Origin of the sequence: Marinomonas sp. 5E14-1 (assembly GCF_039939215.1) — a bacterium.
Lineage (GTDB): Bacteria > Pseudomonadota > Gammaproteobacteria > Pseudomonadales > Marinomonadaceae > Marinomonas.
On sequence record NZ_JBDXMW010000008.1, the window covers coordinates 124,790 to 144,534 of the forward strand.

The following is a 19,745-nucleotide window of genomic DNA, read 5'->3' on the forward strand; positions in this document are numbered from 1 at the left end:
CAAACTCTTCTCTTGAGCGAGGAAAACAGCAAATAGATGGACATATCATAACACCCGAAGAGGGTGATTATCGATCCAATAGAAACAACTCATTAAAAAACACTCGGTCAAAGCATAGAAGCCTGAGAGCCCACGTTCTATAATGGGGAACTTATGTCATAAAAGTGACGATCTTTTAACGTCGCAACCACTGTGGAGAAACCAATCAATGTCCGATCGCATTGCTAGCGTAGAGCGAAATACGCTTGAAACTCAGATCAAGGTATCAATTAACTTAGATGGTACAGGTAAATTCAACTGTTTTACTGGCGTGCCTTTCCTTGACCATATGCTAGAGCAAGTGGCTCGCCATGGTTTAATTGACCTAGACATTCATGCGGTTGGCGATCTTCACATTGACGCTCATCACACTGTGGAAGATTTGGGTATTACATTGGGTCAAGCCTTTGATCAAGCCGTTGGCGACAAAAAAGGCATCAAGCGTTACGGGCACGCATATGTTCCTTTAGACGAATCTTTGTCTCGCGTAGTAATCGACTTTTCAGGTCGCCCAGGACTAGAAATGCACGTGCCTTTCACTCGTGGTTCTGTTGGCGGCTTTGACGTGGATTTATTCTCTGAGTTTTTCCACGGTTTCATCAATCACTCAAAGACAACGCTTCACTTAGACAATCTTCGTGGTAAAAACACACACCACCAAGCGGAGACTATCTTCAAAGCATTTGGTCGTGCTTTACGCATGGCATTAGAAGTAGACGAACGCATGGCAGGGCAAATGCCTTCCACTAAAGGTTGTCTGTAGCACTCTCAAACAATTAAGTGAAGCGAATAACTATGAGCGAAGTTAAAAAATCCACCGTTGCAGTCGTCGACTATGGCATGGGTAATCTGCATTCGGTTGCCAAAGCACTTGAACACGTCGCTGATGGCAATACGACTGTTACCGTGACAAGCGATCCTGCTGTTATTGATGCGGCAGACCGCGTGTTACTTCCTGGTGTGGGCGCGATTCGCGACTGTATCGGTGAAATGCATAAAACAGGTTTAGTACCAAGCATCCGTAAAGCCATGGCCGAAAAACCTTTCTTGGCAATTTGTGTCGGCATCCAATCATTGATGTCACACAGTGAAGAAAGCAATGGCGTAGAATGTTTGAATCATTTCCAAGGCAACGCGCTTTTCTTTGGCGAACAACACAAAGACCATGACGGCAGTAAATTAAAAGTGCCTCACATGGGGTGGAATCAGGTCAAACAAACCATCAAACACCCTCTTTGGAAAGGCATTCCAGACAATGCACGTTTCTATTTTGTTCACAGCTTTTACGTTGTGCCAGAACACAAAAAAGAAGTCGCTGGCACCTGTGATTATGGCTTAGATTTTTGCGTCGCCTTGGCTCGGGGTAATGTTTTTGCGGTGCAATTTCACCCAGAAAAAAGCCACAAAGACGGCCTTCAGCTTTACAAGAACTTCATCCACTGGGATGGCAAGCCTTAAAGCGCGCACAACAACCGATATTTGGAGTCATTATGGGCTTAGCAAAACGAATTATTCCTTGTCTTGATGTAGACAACGGACGCGTTGTAAAAGGCGTTCAATTTGTCGACATTCGTGACGCTGGCGACCCTGTTGAAGTAGCCAAACGCTATGACGAGCAAGGCGCAGACGAAATTACTTTTCTTGATATCACCGCAAGCTCTGATGACAGAGCTACAACAGTTCACATGGTCGAAGCCATTGCTAGCCAAGTGTTTATCCCTTTAACCGTTGGCGGCGGTATTCGTACCTGTGACGACATTCGTCGCATGCTAAACGCTGGTGCCGACAAAGTAGGCATTAACACAGCCGCCGTCTTTAACCCTGAATTCGTCCGTGAAGCCGCAGAACGTTTTGGTTCACAATGTATTGTTGTTGCCATTGATGCGAAGAAAGTCAGCGCAGAAGGTGAAACCGACAAATGGGAAATTTTCACTCACGGCGGTCGTAAACCAACCGGTTTAGACGCCGTTGAATGGGCGAAGAAAATGGTCGAGTACGGTGCTGGTGAAATTCTTTTAACCAGTATGGATCGTGACGGTACGAAGAACGGTTTCGACCTTGGTGTCACCTCCGCTATCAGCGAAGCCGTTCATGTGCCAGTGATTGCGTCTGGTGGCGTTGGTAATTTGGATCACCTTGTTGAAGGTGTGACCAAAGGCAAAGCCGATGCGGTATTAGCGGCCAGTATTTTTCATTTTGGGGAATATAGTGTCCAAGAAGCGAAACAACGGATGGCAGATGCCGGTATAGAAATGCGCTTATGATCCAAATAATGTAGGTCGTTTTTTTTGAGGCAAAAAGAAATACATCACCACAAATAACGACCTACAAGTCACTGTGGAACTCTGCATATTTTGTGCATACGCATTCTCTCACTTGCTGTTATTAAGCTCTGCCGAGTACAATCCTGTCTAATTATACTTTGCCTTATCCAACAGAAGGATGACTCTTTTTGACTACTTTAACTCATGCGTTACAAGCGTTAACAGAGCATTACCAGCGAGATTCGTCTTCGTCTGCATTAACCTTTCACCGAGGCGTTGAGCGAGAAGCGTTGAGAGTGAGCCGATCTGACGGTCGCATTTCCCACCTTAGTCACCCTAAAACGTTAGGCTCACCACTCACTCATAGCTCAATCACAACGGATTACTCTGAATCCTTGATGGAATTTATTACCCAAGTTCATCCGACTGTTGAAGGCGTCGTAAAAGAGTTAGAAGACATCCATAATTTAGTGAATCATGAGCTCTACAAACAAGACGAATGTTTGTGGCCAGCCAGTATGCCTTGTTATCTGAATGGTAACGAAGATGTTCCCATTGCCGATTATGGAGAGTCCAATACAGGTCAATTAAAACGCATTTATCGTGAAGGCTTATCGAATCGTTATGGTCGCATCATGCAATGTATTGCGGGCATGCATTATAACTTTTCTTTCGATAAAGACTTTTGGCAATTCCTTGAAAGCTATAAAGGACAGAAGCAGTTAAACACAGAACAGAAACAGGCTTTTCAATCCAATAGTTACTTCGCCCTTATTCGTAACTTCCGTCGCAGCTCGTGGATGTTATCGTTATTGTTCGGGGCTTCGCCTGCCATAGATGAAAGCTTTTTGTCTAAGAAGCCAGACAGTTTAACCACACTGGAAAAGCAAACTTGGTTTGGCGAAAAATCCACCTCCCTTCGTATGAGCGATCTGGGTTATCAAAACAAAGCTCAAGCAGATCTATTTGTTTGTTATAACGAAGTTGATACTTACATCCAAACTGTCAAAAAAGCACTTCAAACACCGTATCAGCGTTACCAAGACATAGGTGTAAAGGTGGATGGAAAATACCGCCAGCTCAACAGTAACCTATTACAAATTGAAAATGAGTATTACAGCGATATTCGTCCGAAGCGAGTGACTCAACCGGGCGAACACCCAAGTGCGGCCTTACAAGCACGCGGCGTAGAATACATTGAGGTACGCATCATGGATTTAGACCCAACGTCATCCATTGGTATGCAATCTTCCACCTTGTACTTTATTGATGTGTTTTTATTGTATTGCATGTTACGTGGAGACGAGCGTCTCGACAGTCCAGAATGCGATCAGTTACGTAAAGTTCAACAAGAAATTGCGTCTCACGGTCGCGAATTGGATCAGGACTTCGATTTTGGCCAAGGCCCTGTAAAACTTCGAAACAAAGCAGAAAACCTTTTGAGCGAATTATCAGAAGTAGCTTCTTTCTTATCGGCTAAAACAGGTAATCCTGCTTATACGCAAGCCATTGAGATGCAAATAGAGAAACTGAAAGATGAGTCTCAACTGCCTTCTGCAAAATTATTGGATCAGTGCAAAACGGAACAAGGTTTTCAAAATGCGATGCTAGGGGTTTCAAAAGCACAGCAAGCGGATTGGATGTCTCGCCCACTTCCAGACGAGATCATTGCGGAGTTTACAGAAAAAGCAGCTCAGTCGCTAATCGATCAAAAAGCCATTGAAGACGCTGATACTGTGGATTTCGATACCTTTTTAGCGGATTACTTACAGCCTCAATAAACAAACCAAATAGCGTAATATTCCGCTCTTTGTTTCAATAAAAAAGCGCCTCATTGAAGGCGCTTTTTTATGTCTATATTTTCAGTAATTAAGCGTTAGGCGAGACAGGAATTTGTTCTAAATTATCGAATACTAGCCACTCTGCTAATTTGATACGAAGGTCGTCCACACCGTCGCCGTTTAGTGACGAAAAAGTTTGAACAGAACCATCAATGCCTTGCGCTTTAATGTTTTTTTGCACGGACAGCATAGTTGATTTTGCTGGGCCACGCTTTATCTTGTCGGACTTAGTCAACAACACATGAACTTTCATACGATTGGATTTCGCCCAATCTAACATCATTTCATCAAACTCTTTTAGTGGGTGACGAATATCCATAACCAAAATAACGCCTGCTAATGAACGACGATTCATCAAATAATCTTGCATGTGGGCTTGCCACACTTTTTTCATTTCAATCGGTACTTTAGCAAAACCATAACCTGGTAAGTCAATCAAACGACGGTCTTCAAGGTTCAAGCCAAAACAATTAATCAATTGGGTTCGACCAGGGGTTTTTGAAGTACGAGCCAATTTTTTTTGGTTGGTGAGCGTATTTAACGCGGTAGATTTTCCGGCATTAGAACGGCCAGCGAAAGCAACTTCGACACCTTGATCTAGAGGGCATTGTGAAAGTTTTTCGGCACTTTTAATAAAGTGTGCAGACTGAAAGATAGAGTCAAAAGGTGTCATAAGTTGATATTCGTCAATAGATTGGAGTAAGCGGTTATTTGGTTTCATTCATTAACTGTCTATAATGCCAGTAAATAGGATTTTTTACCACGCTAAACCTTAAGCGAGTAAAGAATAAGTCCCTAATAACTGCTCGTGAAAGCCTTACAAATAGATTGCAGAAAGTTTATTTAGCAAAGGCAATGAGTTAGCAGCTCATATTAATCTTGAGAAAAAGCGCTAAATAAAAACTTTTGATGTAAACTTTATGTAAAATTGCAGGAAACACGGAACATTCACACTATTAGATAATCGTATTCTATAGCGATTCTGTGCATGATGTACGGATACCTGTTATTTATATTATTAGGAGCAATTCATGATCAAGCTGTTCTCAGCCGTGGTACTTTCTTTCTTTATGTCACTTTCTGCTTTTGCAGCAGAATACAGTGATGGTAATGGTTACACGACAATTAAAACCCCAGTTCGCACAAGTGATCCAAGTAAAATAGAAGTCACCGAAATTTTTTGGTATGGCTGCCCACATTGCAACGCCCTTGAACCTTATGTAAAGGCTTGGAAAAAAGGCCTAACTGATGATGTGGATTTTAAATACCTTCCAGCTGTATTTGGTCGTAACTGGTTAGCTCATGCAAAAGCGTTTTACGTTGCTGATTTATTAGGCATTGAAGGAAAAATGCGTGCCGATATCTTTAATACTATTCATGTTGAGCGTCGCGGTCTAAACTCAGAAGATGCACTAGCAAACTTCTTTGAAAACTACGGAGTTAGTGAAGATGAATTCCGTAAGCAGTTCAACTCCTTTGCAGTGAACAGCCGTTTAAGCCAAGCCGATGCAAAAATCCGTGCTTATGGCGCTCGTGGCGTACCAGGCATCATAGTAAATGGTAAATATCTAGTGTCTGCTCAAACAGCAAATGGTAACCAAAACATTTTTAATGTCGTAAACTTCTTAATAGAAAAAGAAAGACAAAATTAACAAATGAGGCAATATGACGGAATCATCTAATGAAAAACTGATCGAAGCACTAAGGAAAGCAGTCTCCAGAACTAGCATGTTGGCTGAGGGAAATGACCCAGAACTGGACCCTGTTGTCCGTCATATTCGCCATATTATTGCCAAGGGCGCCAATACCGAAGAGATTCTTGGCGCCCTTAGTAATGCAGAACCTCTGCTCATAAAAATTGATGCAGCTCAGCATAATAGAGCAAAACAAGTCAGAAGCTCTCTACAAGATTTAATCGACCTACTTGAAAGACAAGATAACCGACTTGTTCCTCAAAATGAAAAAAAACAGCTAGAAGCACAGATTCGCTCACACTGGAGCTCACCTTCTAAATGGCCAGAACTTTTAAAAGCTTTCCAAGCTCTTGCTGAGCAAACCTTTAACGTTCCTATTGATGAAGCCAGCCAAGCTAAAAGCTCTTTCTTTCAACGCTTACTGAATCAAAAGCGACCAACGGTTCAACAAGCCAATGACAGAGAGCTCATGCTGCAAATTAGCCATGCTCTTTCAGGGTTAATGAATAACTTACAACTACCCAGCCATTACGATGAAGAAGTTGCTCTCCTTAAAAAAGCATTGCTTAAGAATGACAACTTACAAAGGCTCCCAGAGTTGCTAGATGAAGTCATTCACTTCATCATGATTATTATTGGTAAAACTCAAGAGAACTTGACTAACTACCTCAGCCAACTGAACAAGCAACTGGCCAGCATTAACGCGACAGTCGTGACAAGTTATCAATCTCAGAAGTCACTTTCTGAAAGTCGAGAAGGCTTGAACACCAAACTTCAACTACAAGTAGAAGACACTTCTAAAGCCGTTCAAGGCGCAAACAACTTAGACAGCTTAAAAGACTTAATTAACGATCGCCTTACCACCATTTCTGACACTATGACGGAATACCGAACCGGTATGTTGGAAAAGGAGAAGCAAGCGGCTCAATCCATTACCATGCTAAAAAACAAAGTTACAAGGATGGAAAAAGACACCACCTCTTTGCGCTCACTTTTGCAGGAAAGATTGGCTCAAGCCATGACAGATTCTTTAACGGACTTACCGAATCGCACTGCTTACCAAGACACCATTTTGCCGCTTTGTAAGCTCATGCAAAAAAAGCAGCAGCCACTTTGCCTAGCTGTGTGCGATATAGATCACTTTAAACGAGTGAATGATACTTGGGGGCATTTGGCGGGTGACAAAGTATTACGCCTAGTCCCAAAACAAATCCGCACAGTATTAGCAAAAGAGGATTTATTCTTTCGCTATGGCGGGGAAGAGTTTGTGCTGGTGTTTCCAAACACCACCAGCGAACAAGCCATGAAGCGAGCAGAGACAATTCGCCAAGCCGTGGAAAAGACACCTTTTAACATGCAAGGCGAGCCCGTTTCCATTTCTGTTTCTATCGGTGTTGCTCAGCTTGCTCCCGAAGAAGACCCTGAATCTTTATTTTCACGCGCAGACAAGCAACTTTATTTGGCAAAAGAGTCAGGCCGAAATAAAGTTTTAATAGAAAGATAGAAGCAATAAAAAGCGGTACCCGTACTTCACTGTCACGGTTACAATAGCTATTCACATAAAAGCAGTGTTGTTATTTATACACTGCTCTATACCGTCATATAGGATAAAGAAGTAGTTTATGCAAGACGATCAGAATAAAACCACCCACTTTGGCTTTAAAGAAATCCCCACGGATGAAAAAGCCCAAGCCGTTGCACAAGTCTTTCATTCGGTCGCTGCCAAATACGACATCATGAACGATCTTATGTCTGGTGGTGTTCATCGTCTTTGGAAACGTCACACCATTAGCCAATCTGGTGTTCGCGCAGGCAATCAAGTCTTAGACATTGCAGGCGGAACCGGCGACTTAACCCTAAAGTTCTCTCGTTTAGTTGGCAGTGAAGGTCAAGTAATTCTGGCTGATATTAACGATTCCATGCTGAAAGTAGGTCGCGATAAATTGGCCAACCAAGGTGTGGTTAGTAACGTAAAATTCGTTCAAGCTAACGCTGAAGCGCTGCCTTTTCCTGATAACACATTCGACTGCATCACCATTGCTTTTGGTCTCAGAAACGTAACTGACAAATCAAAAGCATTGGCTTCTATGTACCGCGTATTAAAACCTGGCGGCAGATTATTGGTCTTGGAGTTTTCCAAGCCGAAATCAGAGGCTCTGTCTCAGATTTATGACCAATACTCTTTCCGCTTATTGCCAGCAATGGGTAAGTTGATTGCCAATGATTCAGAAAGCTATCGTTACTTAGCAGAATCTATCCGAATGCACCCAGATCAAGAAACCTTAAAAGGCATGATGGATGAAGTTGGCTTCGAGCGCACAAGCTACCAAAACTTAACTGGCGGTATTGTGGCGCTGCATAAAGGGTTTAAATTCTAATTATGTTGACCAGTGTTTTTCGTCTATTGCGGATTATCTTCACTGTAATTCGCTTTCGCCTTGATGTGTTTATTCCATTTTCATTCTTACCTTGGTATATACGCTGCACTTTAGGTGTGATTTGCTCTATCGGCCGTAAAAACGCCAGTAAAAACAAAGGCGAACGCTTGCGCTTAGCACTGGAATCGCTCGGCCCTATTTTTGTGAAGTTCGGACAAATCTTGTCTACTCGTCGGGATTTATTAGATGACGACATTGCTGATGAGCTGGCTAAGCTACAAGACAAAGTCCCTGCGTTTTCAGGGAAAGTGGCTCAAGGAATCATTGAGCGCGATCTAAAAGCGCCAGTATCTGAATTATTTACTGAGTTTTCTGTTGAGCCTTTGGCATCCGCTTCTATTGCTCAAGTACACACAGCCAAACTTCATTCTGGTGAAGATGTTGTTGTAAAAGTCATTCGTCCAAACATCGCAAAGACCATCGGCAAAGACATCAAACTGCTTTATACATTGGCGCATTTAGTAAATAAAATAAGCGAAGATGGCCGTCGTTTACGCCCTGTTGAAGTGGTTACAGATTACGAATACACCATTCTTGATGAATTAGATTTAGCCAAAGAAGCAGCAAATACAGGTCTTTTGCAACGTAATTTCACTGACTCGGATTTACTGTATGTGCCTCAGGTTTATTGGGATTATAGTCATCGCAATGTGATGGTAATGGAGCGCATCTCTGGTATTCCTGTTGCCGATATTCCAGCACTAACTAAAGCCAACGTTAATATGAAATGTTTGGCTGAACGCGGTGTAGAAATCTTCTTCACTCAGGTTTTTTCTCACAGTTTTTTCCATGCAGACATGCACCCTGGTAACATTTTTGTTGATGTAACCAACCCTGAAAGACCGAAGTACATTGCTCTGGATTGCGCCATCATGGGAAGTCTAGATGATGAAGATAAAAACTATTTAGCACGTAATCTTTTGGCTTTTTTCCAACGAGATTATCGCTTAGTAGCAGAGCTACATATCGAAAGTGGTTGGGTACCTAAAGGCACTCCGGTTCATGCGTTTGAATCGGCTATTCGTAGTGTTTGTGAACCCATGTTTGCCAAACCACTCAAAGACATTTCTTTCGGCCAAGTCTTAATTGGCCTATTCCAAACTGCTCGTCGATTCAATATGGAAGTTCAGCCGCAGCTAGTTCTTTTGGAAAAAACCCTCTTAAACATTGAAGGATTAGGCCGCCAACTTTACCCTGACTTGGATCTTTGGGTAACAGCGAAACCCTTCTTAGAACGCTGGATGCGAGAGCAAATGGGATCTAAACGCGTGATGGAAGAAGTCCGTAAACAAGCACCGCAATGGGCCGGGCAGCTTCCTCAAATTCCAAACTTGATCTTCTCTGCTTTGTCGCAAATATCTCAGCAAGAAGGACGCATACAAGCTCAGACTGACGCTATTCATCAGCTTGGTGTTGAAATGAAAAAAAACCGTACCCGTTTACCATTAAGGCTGTTAGGTTTATTGAGTTTAGGAGGCGCTTGGGGCATCACAGATCCAAGCTCACTATCCCATTTACAAGCCGCCGACCTAACCAGTTTCGGGTTAGTTTTACTTGGCTTATATTTAATTGTATTAAAACCGTAACATTTGAGAGACTATAATGAAAAGCGATGTATTGGCTGAATTAGCGGCAACTCTAGAACAACGTAAAAAGGCTGCAGCAGACTCTTCTTATGTAGCAAGCCTACATGCGAAAGGATTAAATAAAATCCTAGAAAAAGTAGGCGAAGAAAGCGTTGAAACCATTATTGCAGCAAAAGATGCAGCGGTTTCGGGTGATAAGTCTGACTTAGTGTATGAAACAGCCGACCTTTGGTTCCATACTCTCGTTATGTTATCTCATTTGGATATTGGCCCTGATGCCATATTGGATGAATTAGCACGCCGGTTTAACTTGTCTGGTTTGGAAGAAAAAGCCAATCGCACAAACTAATCCATGAAAGAACAGACCACACTTTATTAATAAGCAGGAGAAATGCATGTTAGGTGGAATCAGTATTTGGCAATTGTTGATCGTTTTGGCCATTTTAGTGCTTATATTCGGTACAAAAAAACTTAAGAATCTAGGCTCTGATTTAGGCGGCGCAGTAAAAGGCTTTAAAGAAGCCGTTGATAAAGACTCGCCAGAAGATGAAAAAGTAGCTCAGAACAAAGTAATTGATTCTGAAGCAAAAAAAGACGACAAGAGCGCATAATCCGTGTTTGATATTGGTTTTTCTGAACTGGTTGTTGTATCTGTTGTTGGCTTATTAATTCTTGGCCCTGAACGTTTACCGCACGCCGCAAAAACGGCGGGATTATGGGTGCGCAAAATCCGTCGCAGCATTAACTCTGTACAAAGGGAAATTAATGCACAGCTTGATCAAGAAGAGCTGCAACAGAAAATTTCAGAAACAAATCAGCGCATTATCAAAGAAGGCCAAAGCATTCAAAATACCATTACGCCTGTGCCTGAGTCTTACGCACAGGAGCCAATGCGAGAAACTGCAGACCTTCCCGATCCAGAGAAAGCCGAAGAGAAAAAAGAGACATCTCCGGCACCAGAAAAAGAACCAATATCAGAGCCAACACAACCTCGTGGTTAATTAGCATCCATTTTGATTTTTCCAACGACCTGCGGATATAGAACGCATTATGAGTACAAGTTCTTCTAACCAAGCCCCTTTAGTTTCTCACCTTATTGAGCTTAGAAATCGTTTATTGAAAGCGGTTCTGGTTATTCTGGTTCTTTTTCTAGGTTTATACTCTTTTGCCAACGAGCTGTATTTGCTTGTTTCTGAGCCATTACGCTTGTTACTTCCTGCTGGCAGCTCTTTGATCGCAACCGAAGTGGCTTCACCATTTCTGGCGCCTCTCAAGCTAACCTTTGCCGTTGCTGTTTTGTTATCTGTGCCTTATTCATTATTCCAAGCATGGTCTTTTATCGCGCCAGCCTTGTATAAGAATGAAAAACGCATAGCGATTCCTTTACTTATTTCGAGTATCTTTCTGTTTTATGCTGGCGTCTTGTTCGCTTATTACGTGGTATTGCCGTTGATCTTTGGTTTTTTCACCACGGTTGGACCAGGTGAAGTAACGGTAATGACAGACATTAACAACTACCTAAACTTCGTCTTAAAGCTTTTCTTTGCTTTTGGTGTGACGTTTGAAATTCCAGTTGCAACCTATTTGTTAGTTAAAGCAGGCGTTACTACCGTAGCGACTCTATCGAAAAAGCGCCCTTATATATTCCTTGGATGTTTTGTTGTTGGCATGCTCATCACCCCGCCCGATATTTTTTCTCAGACTTTATTAGCCATTCCTATGTGGATGCTATTTGAGTTAGGCCTGCTTGCGGGAAGAACGGTAAAAGCCGTTGAAAGTGATGAAAAAAACAACGAAGAAAATCTATAGTCTGCTACAACGTCAAAATTCACACTAAATCATAAAAAATGCTCCCATTTTTGGGACATTTTTTATGGCATAAGATGTTCATTTAAAGCAATAAATACAGTCATTAAACCCTTCCCCATTCGCTACAACATCATGAAAAATAACGTCTAAATGGTTCAGATAAGATTCTGCTAGCTTAATAAGAAAATGATGTATTACTTAACTTAGTTGATAGCAATTTAACCGTAGAAATGTCGTCAGCGTGCAACAATAAGTCGACTCTGTATCACAGGGTTTCCACGACTCCCCCATAGAATAGGATATAGCCTAAGCTGATATATCAGGTATATTTAAAAATCGGAATTCCTATCTAATTCATTTTACAGGGGCCAAATAATGCATGATGAATACGCACAAAAAGAAGCTATTTTACGTCGTGATTTAGCCGCCGCTTACCGACTGGCTGCCATGTTAGGTTGGGAAGACACTATCTATACGCATTTCTCAGTTCGTTTACCCGATATAGACGATACACCACGCTTTTTAATCAACCCCTTCGGCTTAATGTTTGATGAAGTGAAAGCAAGCGATTTAATCATCATTGATGTGAACGGTAACATTTTGGAAGGTGATTCAGATTACAATCTTGCAGGCTTTACTATTCACAGTGCGGTTCACACTGCCCGCGAAGACGCTCATTGTGTTATGCATACCCATACGGTACCGGGCATGGCTCTAGCAGCCTGTGATGATGGACTGTTAATGCTGAACCAGATCAATACCGAGTTTTATAACAACCTTGGCTATCATGATTACGAAGGTGTGGCTTGGAATCTTGAAGAGCGCCAGCGAATTCAAAAATCGCTTGGGAATAATATTGGTTTAGTTCTACGCCATCACGGACTGCTTACTGTCGGTGAAACTGTCGCCGATGCCTTCCAAATTATGTATTACTTAAATAAAGCCTGTGAAATTCAATTGGCCACGGCTCAAATGGCAAGTTTAACCCCTGTTTCTCCTATTCCAGAAAAGCTTGCTAAACATGTGAATTCTCAATTTAAAGGTGTCGACCACGAACGACATTTTGTCTGGCAAGCGTGGCTTAGAAAGCTAGATCGAATTGATCCGTCTTATAAGGATTGATCCTATGACGACGCCTATCTTATTAGCATCGAATGACATGGATTTCGCTCAAGCTGTTAAAGACGAATTTCAGGCGTCATACCCTGAAATTCCTGTCTGTCTGCCTGATGATAATGGCTCAGAGCGTGCTGAATTAGCGGCTTGTTGGTGCCCTCCTGACTCATTATTAGAGGACTTTCCAAACATCAAAGTGCTGCACGCACTATCAGCAGGAATAGATCATTTAGGCAAAAAGCTGCTTACATCTGGGTTACCTGTATGTCGCATTGTTGATCCTGCCCAAAAACACGGCATGTTGGAATATGTTTTATGGGGAATATTGAACTATCAACGGGATTTTGAGCAGTACCGCCAACACCAAGACAAAAAGCAATGGCAAACTTATACCCAACGTCCTGCATCAGAAACTCGAATTAGCTTACTGGGCTTAGGAGAAATCGGCCGCTATGTGGCGACGAAACTAGCGCAGTTTGGTTATACGGTGAATGGCTGGTCTAAAAGCCCAAAAGAACTCATTAATGTCAATTGCTACTATGGTGAAGAAGGATTAAATACCGTCCTCAATAAAGCAGATGTATTGGTTAATTTATTACCACTCAACTCACATACTCAAGGGATTTTATCCCAGCCAACCTTTCAAAAAATGCCTGCGAAAGCTTATTTAATTAATTGTGGTAGAGGCAAACATCTGATTTGTAATGACCTCATTCATGCCATTCAACAAGGCCATTTGAAAGGCGCGCTTTTGGATGTGTTCGACCAAGAGCCTTTACCGGCGAATGATTTATTGTGGGAAACGCAAGGCATTACTATCACACCGCACATCGCTTCATGCTCTTCAATGAAAACCATCGTCGATCAAGTTGTTCACAACCTGACACTTTTTGAGAAGGGGGAAGCACTTAGCAATGTTGTTACGTAAATGCTGCTTCTACATAAAAATTAAACGTCTATACAAACCTAGTCAAACCCTCTGTGATCTGGAAAAAATCTTTCTATTTTAGGTTCTTTTTGTCGTATTGATGCAATAGAAGGTCGAATGGATATCACAGAGAAAGAACCCTTTTGCCATAAGATTAATTCAACACTCAGACTTTTTACCTCATTTAAATAGGACGATATTATGAGCTTACAGGATACCAACTTAGAAATAGCGTCATTCACACCTTATCCTATCGAGCATCATCCGGTAACGGTGGAATTAAACACAGAGTCGATAACGGTGACTTGGGATCATGGCCATAAAAGTGAATTTCATTATTTGTGGCTAAGAGACAACTGTCATTGTCCTGAATGTATCTCCACTGCGACAAGAGAGCAGGTTTTTGAGATCTGTGATGTGCCTTATACGATCAAAGCACTGAACGCCTATATTACCGATGATCATAGAATCGTGGTTGAATGGGACTATGCTGAACACACCAGTAAATATCATCCCGGTTGGCTTTTATCCCATTGCTATAGTGAAGAAGTCGTACAGAGCAAGTTATGGAAACCAATACTCTGGGACAAAAGCAGCATTGAAAATGAAATACCCAGAGCACAAAGTAATCTTCTTGTGCAAAGCGATACCGAGTTACTCACTTGGTTACGAAATTTAAGAGACTACGGCATTGGTGTGGTTGCTGATGTAGAAACTAAGCACAACGCTTTAAAAGCGGTGACAGATCGTATCGCTTTCATGCGGGAGTCCAATTACGGCACCCTCTTCGATGTGAAAACGACCGCCAAGGCAAATACGTCAGCGAATACCAATATCCGCCTGCCTTTACATACCGACTTATCCGCTCGCGAGTTGCAACCGGGGCTGCAATTTCTGCACTGCTTGGTGAACGACGCAACCGGCGGAGAATCGATTTTTGTTGATGGTTTTAAAATCGCCGAATACATGCGAGAACATCACCCAGAAGAGTTCCGAGATTTAAGTACTATCCCGATGTCTTTTTATAATAAAGACCCATATTGTGATTATCGCTATCGCGGCACAGTCATTGCCACAGACAGCAATGATGAAGTGATTGAAGTACGCCACGCCAACTTTATTAGAGGGCCAGTTGATGTTCCTGCTCATCAGACAATGGCACTTTATAAAGCCTATCAATGCTTCATAAAATTAACCCGCGAACCCAAATTTCAATTATTTTTCCGTCTGACAGCTGGTGAAATGGTTGTCTTTGATAATCGACGAGTTTTACATGCCCGCAATGCATTTGACCTCAAAACAGGCATGCGCCAACTTCAAGGCTGCTATATTGATAGGGATGAATTCCTCTCTCGCATTAGAATTCTAGAAAGAAGCACCGCTCTGAGCTGAAGCCAGTAAACGGTATTGCGTCGCTGTCTTGCCATAAAAAGCTCGATAGCGACGACTAAAATGTGCGGTTGAACAAAAGCCGCTGGCCAAAGCAATATCTGCCACACTTAAACCAGAATCAGATAATAAAGAATGCGCGTGCTCCACTCGCAAGCGCAGATAATATTCTGATGGAGAAGACTTCATATACTGCATAAACAACCGCTCTAAGTGCCTCAATGAAATAGCCAGAACACTAGCAATTTCAGCAGTCGTTAAAGGAACTTCGATGTTAGACGACATAAGTTCCAGTGCTTTGAGTATTTTAGGGTGATGGACATTCAATCTTTTTGACCAACTTGGTCGCTGATTATCAGAATGACTTCTGCTGCCGTTTTTTATCAGTTGCTCACAAACCAAATCTGCCACACTTTCCTGACAATAATGGTGAATAAAATACAACACCATGTCTGAAGCCGCCGTACCACCAGCACATGTAATACGGTTACCACTCACATTAAACAACTCATCACTGACAGTCAGGTGAGGGTACCTTTCATGAAAAGCCGGCTTTGCTTCCCAGTGTAGAGTCACTTCATGCTTATCTAACAAACGCGCTTTCGCCAATAAATAGCAACCCGTATCCACGGCACCGATGACACTACCTGCTTTGTCTAAACGGCGTAACCAATTGATCGTTTTTTCACAAAGGTGTTTTTCGGGATGAAAACTGGCCTGAACAAATACATTTTTCGGTTCCGAGCATGATTCCATTTGAATCGCTTGCTCTAATGCCATGCCATTACTTGCTGTAACAGGCATTCCTGTTGCACTTAAACATTGCCAAGCAAAACGTTTTTTCCCCAAAACTCTATTGGCGATACGCAGTGGTTCAGTAATAGAAAGTAGAGACATCATCGAATATTCAGGCAATAACAAAAGAGATAGTGTAATCACGCCATCACTGTCTGGCAGTAAAGGACCATATTGGGAATCAGATAGTAGACTCATAAAAAAACAAACTCCTTTAGAGATGACCATTAAAAACAATCACTTAAAAGATAGACACCAAAAACAAGTAACGACCTTTACAAAAGGCCGTTACTTCAAAGATTTAATGAACTAAAGCAAATACGCCTTAAGGCATCCATCTTTGAACAATGTCTTGGTTTTCACTTACCCAAGCCTTAGCCATATCTTCAGGATCTTCACCTTCACTCGACATACTAAAGATCCACTCACTTACAAAAGCATCATCTAAAACAACATTACCTAAAAAGGCGGCAACCTCTGGCACTCTTGCCTCTAAAGCCGCAGAATAGCCGATATAAACAGGCGTCATTGGATTCGCACAAGTTATCTCACTGTCTTCTAACCAATTATCAGTGTCCTCATAACTGTAACAACCATTAGGGTTATAGTCTTTATGATCCTTTTTCCTATCATTTGAATAGCCAGTAAACTCAGGTTCCTCTAGCTTTCTAAGGTCATAAGCATAGTGTATCCACTCTGGCGTCCAATAATAAAAGAGAATGCCTTCTTTCTTGCGATAAGCCTTCTTAAGCTGAGCTTTTAAAATGGCATCAGTGACCACAACTGGCTCGAAAAACTCACCAAAGCCATAGCTCTTGGCTTTAATCTGGTTTGTTTTCACAAGTTCCCAACCTGATGCTCCCGGCCAATATTCCCCTAAGCCGTCACCGTCTTTATCAAACAATTTAGCGATCTCTGGTTTTGCTAAATCGTAAACAGACTTCACGCCATATTCATCTTGGATATAACCAGGAATGAAAAATCCATCAGTACCAATATAAGGAACCCTATTTGATCGAACACTCTCTTTGCTGCCTTTGACAACAAATTTCTCCCAAGCCTTATCCTGTAATGTTGTCCAAATATCAGGGAAAACATCGACACTTCCCTTACCTGCATCCATTGCAGACCAAATTGCCGCCTGATCCGCCGCAATAAACTCAACATCAACATCAAAGTTTTCTTCCATAACCACTTTTAAAACATGCTCAATAGCAACCGCACCATCCCAGTTTAATTCACCGATAACAATAGTTTCTTTAGCGGTCACAGCTTGAGAAAAACCTAATCCAATTACTGTACTTAGACTTAAACAACTTAATAACTTTTTCATTCTTTTCCCCTCTTTTATTGAAACCAAAACTCAATAAGCAAAATCAGACCTCTACTACTCACTAATTATCGCTAATCAACAAGTTTAGCTCTCACTTCGCCCTCTAATAATTCGATCCAAAATCATGGCGCACAAAACAATGGCCAATCCAGCTAACAACCCTTTACCTGCATCCAAATGTTGTAAAGAAGACAGTACGTCATAGCCAAGTCCCCCCGCACCGATCAAGGCGGCAACCACCACCATAGACAAACTCATCATGATGCTTTGGTTGATGCCCGCCATAATCGATGGCATCGCTAATGGTAATTGAGCCTTAAAAAGGATTTGTCGTGGACTTGCACCAAACGCCAACATAGCTTCAATCACAGAAGGGCTGACTTGTTGAATCCCTAGCGCTGTCAGTCGAATCATAGGTGGCATAGCGAACACCACGGTCGCTAGAACTGCAGGCGGTTTACCGACAGAAAAGAAGGCAATGGCAGGAATCAGATAAACGAAGCTCGGCATGGTTTGCATCACATCCAAGATGGGATTCAAGATGGCATTAAAACGAGGCTTTTTAGCGGCAATAATCCCCAGAGGCGCGCCGATAATTAAACAAATAAAGACCGATGCGCCAACCAGCGCCATCGTACTCATGGCCTTATCCCAAAAGCCAAAAAAGCCAAGATAAGACAACGAGAGCGCGGTAAAACCTACCACTTTCCACCCTGCTGTTTTCCAAGACAACAACAATAATATCAAGGCCATTACAGGCCAAGGCGTACCAATAAACAACAATTCTAGGAAATCCAGCATCCCTCGAATGGCCCAGGTGATCGAGTCAAACATATCCTCAAAGGTAATCGTCAACCATTCAACAACACCATCAATGGCTTTCGCTGTTGTTGATGCGATTTTTCGGCTAGTAGGGAAGGTTTCTAGAAAGTCTGCAACCGTAGAAGCACTAAACTGATACACAGTAAGAGGCAAAATAGCGAGGGTTAATGTCATACCTTTGATAACCCGCTCCATCATAGAACCATTTAATATATCCGGAGTAATACGCCACTTACTATAAAACTTATAATAAAAATTATTTGCCGTGTAACCTCCGATAAGACGGCCTAGAACAAGTGTAGCAATACCGAGAGTCAGGCTTGCTTCTGGATACTCATCAGCACCCCAGAGATTTCTAGCGATAAAGATACACCCTAAAATATCGGTGATTAATAACGCCCAAAATAACACCCAAATATTTCGACTTGCCGCCCACAAAGAACCAAAAGCGGTTGCGGCTGGATTAAATTGGTACTTTTTACCTTGAATAATTTTTTCAAATGACTGTATGTAATAGCCTGTTGAGCTACCAAGAAAGTGTTTTAAGCTTTCAATTTCTTGTTTGTTTAAAGACAAAGAATTGTCTTTATTCGCATCATCAATCCCGTTTTTGCTCATTGAATCACTCATTAACATCTCTCCCTTGTATGCCTCTTAAAAGTTGACGTTTAGTAATGATCCCGACTTTCTCATCACGGTTCGCTACAAGGATAGGATGTTCGTGATCAATCGCTAGATTAATAAGCTCATCGATATCCGCATCAGGAGGAGCAACAGGACAAAGGGTAAGGTCTAAAGGGTTTTCTTCTAAATAATCCGCAAGAGGGATCATGATGGATTGAGCCGACACCAATTTTAAACGCGAAATGTCTTTCACAAACTCTGCAACGTAATCATTCGCTGGCGATGTGATAATTTGCTCAGGTGTGCCGATTTGCACTATCTCGCCATCTTTCATAATGGCAATACGATTACCAATTCGAATGGCTTCGTCCAAATCATGGGTAATGAAGAGTGTGGTTTTCTTTAAATCTCTAGCAAGTTCTGAAAATTGATCTTGCAGTTGTCGCCTGATAAGTGGGTCTAAAGCGCTGAAAGGTTCATCCATTAACAAAATAGAAGGGTCTGCCGCCATTGCACGAGCCAACCCTACCCGTTGCTGCATACCACCTGATAATTCAGAAGGCATTCGATTTTCCCAACCGTCTAACTGCACTAAAGCAAGTTTCTGCTCTGCAATTTTAAGCCTGCGAGATTCATCAACATGACGCAATTCCAGCCCGAGGGCAACATTCTCACGAACAGTACGATGAGGCAGTAGCGCAGTATGTTGAAAAACCATCCCGATTTTATCCGCTCTTACCTTGCGTAAATCCCTATCGTTTAGGTGATTAATGTCCCGCCCTTCAATTAAAATATCTCCAGCAGTTGGCTCAATCAATCGGTTAATATGTCGCACCAACGTGGACTTACCACTTCCTGATAATCCCATGATGCAGAAGATTTCTCCCTCCATGGCTTGGAAACTGGCGTCTGCAACACCAACGACACAGCCAAACTCTTCATGGACTTGATCTTTGGTTAAGCCTCTACTCTTGATTGCTTGCAACGCTTCAACCGATCGATTACCAAATATTTTCCATACATTTAGGCACTCTATCGCAACCCTTTTCTTTTTTTCTTTTAACATC

The 19,745-nt window shown here is 42.1% G+C and carries 20 protein-coding genes; 15 read left to right on the forward strand and 5 right to left on the reverse strand.

Annotation, left to right across the window (positions count from 1 at the left end; translation table 11 throughout):
- Positions 1-208 precede the first annotated feature (208 nt).
- The 4 genes from hisB (at position 209) to gshA (ending at position 4,084) form a co-directional block, all read left to right on the forward strand.
- Entirely contained in the window at positions 209-802 is a 594-nt protein-coding gene (gene hisB, locus ABFY09_RS09320) for an imidazoleglycerol-phosphate dehydratase HisB (protein ID WP_347984038.1), read from the forward strand.
- Positions 803-834: 32 nt separating this feature from the next.
- Positions 835-1,497, forward strand: a complete 663-nt coding sequence (gene hisH / locus ABFY09_RS09325; protein ID WP_347984039.1) for an imidazole glycerol phosphate synthase subunit HisH — start codon at positions 835-837, stop codon at positions 1,495-1,497.
- 32 nt (positions 1,498-1,529) lie between these two features.
- Positions 1,530-2,303 carry an imidazole glycerol phosphate synthase subunit HisF gene (hisF, locus tag ABFY09_RS09330; protein WP_347984040.1) on the forward strand — a complete coding sequence of 258 codons (774 nt, stop codon included), beginning with the start codon at positions 1,530-1,532 and terminating at the stop codon, positions 2,301-2,303.
- Positions 2,304-2,491: 188 nt separating this feature from the next.
- Positions 2,492-4,084 (forward strand): glutamate--cysteine ligase, encoded by a 1,593-nt coding sequence (gene gshA, locus ABFY09_RS09335; protein ID WP_347984041.1) that lies wholly within the window; start codon positions 2,492-2,494, stop codon positions 4,082-4,084.
- Positions 4,085-4,172: 88 nt separating this feature from the next.
- Here gshA and yihA read toward each other — a convergent pair whose 3' ends face one another.
- Entirely contained in the window at positions 4,173-4,817 is a 645-nt protein-coding gene (gene yihA / locus ABFY09_RS09340) for a ribosome biogenesis GTP-binding protein YihA/YsxC (protein ID WP_347984110.1), read from the reverse strand.
- A 358-nt stretch (positions 4,818-5,175) separates the two neighbouring features.
- On the opposite strand from yihA, the gene ABFY09_RS09345 reads away from it, so the two are divergent.
- The 11 genes from ABFY09_RS09345 (at position 5,176) to ABFY09_RS09395 (ending at position 15,107) form a co-directional block, all read left to right on the forward strand.
- Positions 5,176-5,796 (forward strand): thiol:disulfide interchange protein DsbA/DsbL, encoded by a 621-nt coding sequence (locus ABFY09_RS09345; protein ID WP_347984042.1) that lies wholly within the window; start codon positions 5,176-5,178, stop codon positions 5,794-5,796.
- A gap of 13 nt (positions 5,797-5,809) precedes the next feature.
- Positions 5,810-7,342, forward strand: a complete 1,533-nt coding sequence (locus ABFY09_RS09350; protein WP_347984043.1) for a GGDEF domain-containing protein — start codon at positions 5,810-5,812, stop codon at positions 7,340-7,342.
- Between the two features lie 118 nt (positions 7,343-7,460).
- Positions 7,461-8,216, forward strand: coding sequence for a bifunctional demethylmenaquinone methyltransferase/2-methoxy-6-polyprenyl-1,4-benzoquinol methylase UbiE (gene ubiE, locus ABFY09_RS09355; protein WP_347984044.1), 756 nt, complete (start codon positions 7,461-7,463; stop codon positions 8,214-8,216).
- Between the two features lie 2 nt (positions 8,217-8,218).
- Complete coding sequence (ubiB, locus tag ABFY09_RS09360; protein WP_347984045.1) at positions 8,219-9,862, forward strand: ubiquinone biosynthesis regulatory protein kinase UbiB; 1,644 nt, start codon at positions 8,219-8,221, stop codon at positions 9,860-9,862.
- 16 nt (positions 9,863-9,878) lie between these two features.
- Positions 9,879-10,211: a phosphoribosyl-ATP diphosphatase gene (locus ABFY09_RS09365; RefSeq protein WP_347984046.1), complete on the forward strand. Its 333-nt coding sequence runs from the start codon at positions 9,879-9,881 to the stop codon at positions 10,209-10,211.
- Between the two features lie 46 nt (positions 10,212-10,257).
- Positions 10,258-10,473, forward strand: a complete 216-nt coding sequence (tatA, locus tag ABFY09_RS09370; RefSeq protein ID WP_347984047.1) for a Sec-independent protein translocase subunit TatA — start codon at positions 10,258-10,260, stop codon at positions 10,471-10,473.
- Between the two features lie 3 nt (positions 10,474-10,476).
- The gene (gene tatB / locus ABFY09_RS09375; protein ID WP_347984048.1) at positions 10,477-10,863 is read left to right on the forward strand and encodes a Sec-independent protein translocase protein TatB; all 387 of its coding nucleotides are present in this window, start codon (positions 10,477-10,479) and stop codon (positions 10,861-10,863) included.
- 49 nt (positions 10,864-10,912) lie between these two features.
- Positions 10,913-11,671: a twin-arginine translocase subunit TatC gene (gene tatC / locus ABFY09_RS09380; protein WP_347984049.1), complete on the forward strand. Its 759-nt coding sequence runs from the start codon at positions 10,913-10,915 to the stop codon at positions 11,669-11,671.
- Between the two features lie 375 nt (positions 11,672-12,046).
- The gene (locus ABFY09_RS09385; RefSeq protein ID WP_347984050.1) at positions 12,047-12,793 is read left to right on the forward strand and encodes a class II aldolase/adducin family protein; all 747 of its coding nucleotides are present in this window, start codon (positions 12,047-12,049) and stop codon (positions 12,791-12,793) included.
- Positions 12,794-12,797: 4 nt separating this feature from the next.
- Positions 12,798-13,715 (forward strand): glyoxylate/hydroxypyruvate reductase A, encoded by a 918-nt coding sequence (locus ABFY09_RS09390; protein ID WP_347984051.1) that lies wholly within the window; start codon positions 12,798-12,800, stop codon positions 13,713-13,715.
- Between the two features lie 201 nt (positions 13,716-13,916).
- Complete coding sequence (locus ABFY09_RS09395) at positions 13,917-15,107, forward strand: TauD/TfdA family dioxygenase (protein ID WP_347984052.1); 1,191 nt, start codon at positions 13,917-13,919, stop codon at positions 15,105-15,107.
- On the opposite strand, the gene ABFY09_RS09400 is transcribed toward ABFY09_RS09395, so the two are convergent.
- The 4 genes from ABFY09_RS09400 to ABFY09_RS09415 form a co-directional block, all read right to left on the reverse strand.
- Positions 15,081-16,097 carry a GlxA family transcriptional regulator gene (locus tag ABFY09_RS09400; protein ID WP_347984053.1) on the reverse strand — a complete coding sequence of 339 codons (1,017 nt, stop codon included), beginning with the start codon at positions 16,095-16,097 and terminating at the stop codon, positions 15,081-15,083. The two genes, ABFY09_RS09395 and ABFY09_RS09400, sit on opposite strands and share 27 nt — an antisense overlap.
- A gap of 127 nt (positions 16,098-16,224) precedes the next feature.
- Positions 16,225-17,232 carry a glycine betaine ABC transporter substrate-binding protein gene (locus ABFY09_RS09405; RefSeq protein WP_347984054.1) on the reverse strand — a complete coding sequence of 336 codons (1,008 nt, stop codon included), beginning with the start codon at positions 17,230-17,232 and terminating at the stop codon, positions 16,225-16,227.
- 84 nt (positions 17,233-17,316) lie between these two features.
- A complete protein-coding gene (locus ABFY09_RS09410; protein ID WP_347984055.1) occupies positions 17,317-18,684 on the reverse strand; it encodes a proline/glycine betaine ABC transporter permease in 1,368 nt (455 codons plus the stop codon).
- Positions 18,677-19,744, reverse strand: coding sequence for a betaine/proline/choline family ABC transporter ATP-binding protein (locus ABFY09_RS09415; RefSeq protein ID WP_347984056.1), 1,068 nt, complete (start codon positions 19,742-19,744; stop codon positions 18,677-18,679). Before ABFY09_RS09415 ends, ABFY09_RS09410 begins: the two co-directional genes overlap by 8 nt.
- Position 19,745: the final 1 nt, after the last annotated feature.

Excerpts from the sequence above, each read along its gene's own strand:
- ABFY09_RS09395 (WP_347984052.1), top strand. The coding sequence starts at position 13,917 with ATGAGCTTACAGGATACCAACTTAGAAATAGCGTCATTCACACCTTAT.
- ABFY09_RS09345 (WP_347984042.1), top strand. The coding sequence starts at position 5,176 with ATGATCAAGCTGTTCTCAGCCGTGGTACTTTCTTTCTTTATGTCACTT.
- ABFY09_RS09350 (WP_347984043.1), top strand. The coding sequence starts at position 5,810 with ATGACGGAATCATCTAATGAAAAACTGATCGAAGCACTAAGGAAAGCA.
- hisB (WP_347984038.1), top strand. The coding sequence starts at position 209 with ATGTCCGATCGCATTGCTAGCGTAGAGCGAAATACGCTTGAAACTCAG.
- ABFY09_RS09400 (WP_347984053.1), bottom strand. The coding sequence starts at position 16,097 with ATGAGTCTACTATCTGATTCCCAATATGGTCCTTTACTGCCAGACAGT.
- ABFY09_RS09410 (WP_347984055.1), bottom strand. The coding sequence starts at position 18,684 with ATGAGTGATTCAATGAGCAAAAACGGGATTGATGATGCGAATAAAGAC.
- tatC (WP_347984049.1), top strand. The coding sequence starts at position 10,913 with ATGAGTACAAGTTCTTCTAACCAAGCCCCTTTAGTTTCTCACCTTATT.
- hisH (WP_347984039.1), top strand. The coding sequence starts at position 835 with ATGAGCGAAGTTAAAAAATCCACCGTTGCAGTCGTCGACTATGGCATG.
- tatA (WP_347984047.1), top strand. The coding sequence starts at position 10,258 with ATGTTAGGTGGAATCAGTATTTGGCAATTGTTGATCGTTTTGGCCATT.
- ABFY09_RS09365 (WP_347984046.1), top strand. The coding sequence starts at position 9,879 with ATGAAAAGCGATGTATTGGCTGAATTAGCGGCAACTCTAGAACAACGT.
- ABFY09_RS09415 (WP_347984056.1), bottom strand. The coding sequence starts at position 19,744 with ATGTTAAAAGAAAAAAAGAAAAGGGTTGCGATAGAGTGCCTAAATGTA.
- yihA (WP_347984110.1), bottom strand. The coding sequence starts at position 4,817 with ATGACACCTTTTGACTCTATCTTTCAGTCTGCACACTTTATTAAAAGT.
- ubiE (WP_347984044.1), top strand. The coding sequence starts at position 7,461 with ATGCAAGACGATCAGAATAAAACCACCCACTTTGGCTTTAAAGAAATC.
- hisF (WP_347984040.1), top strand. The coding sequence starts at position 1,530 with ATGGGCTTAGCAAAACGAATTATTCCTTGTCTTGATGTAGACAACGGA.
- ABFY09_RS09385 (WP_347984050.1), top strand. The coding sequence starts at position 12,047 with ATGCATGATGAATACGCACAAAAAGAAGCTATTTTACGTCGTGATTTA.
- ABFY09_RS09390 (WP_347984051.1), top strand. The coding sequence starts at position 12,798 with ATGACGACGCCTATCTTATTAGCATCGAATGACATGGATTTCGCTCAA.
- ABFY09_RS09405 (WP_347984054.1), bottom strand. The coding sequence starts at position 17,232 with ATGAAAAAGTTATTAAGTTGTTTAAGTCTAAGTACAGTAATTGGATTA.
- ubiB (WP_347984045.1), top strand. The coding sequence starts at position 8,219 with ATGTTGACCAGTGTTTTTCGTCTATTGCGGATTATCTTCACTGTAATT.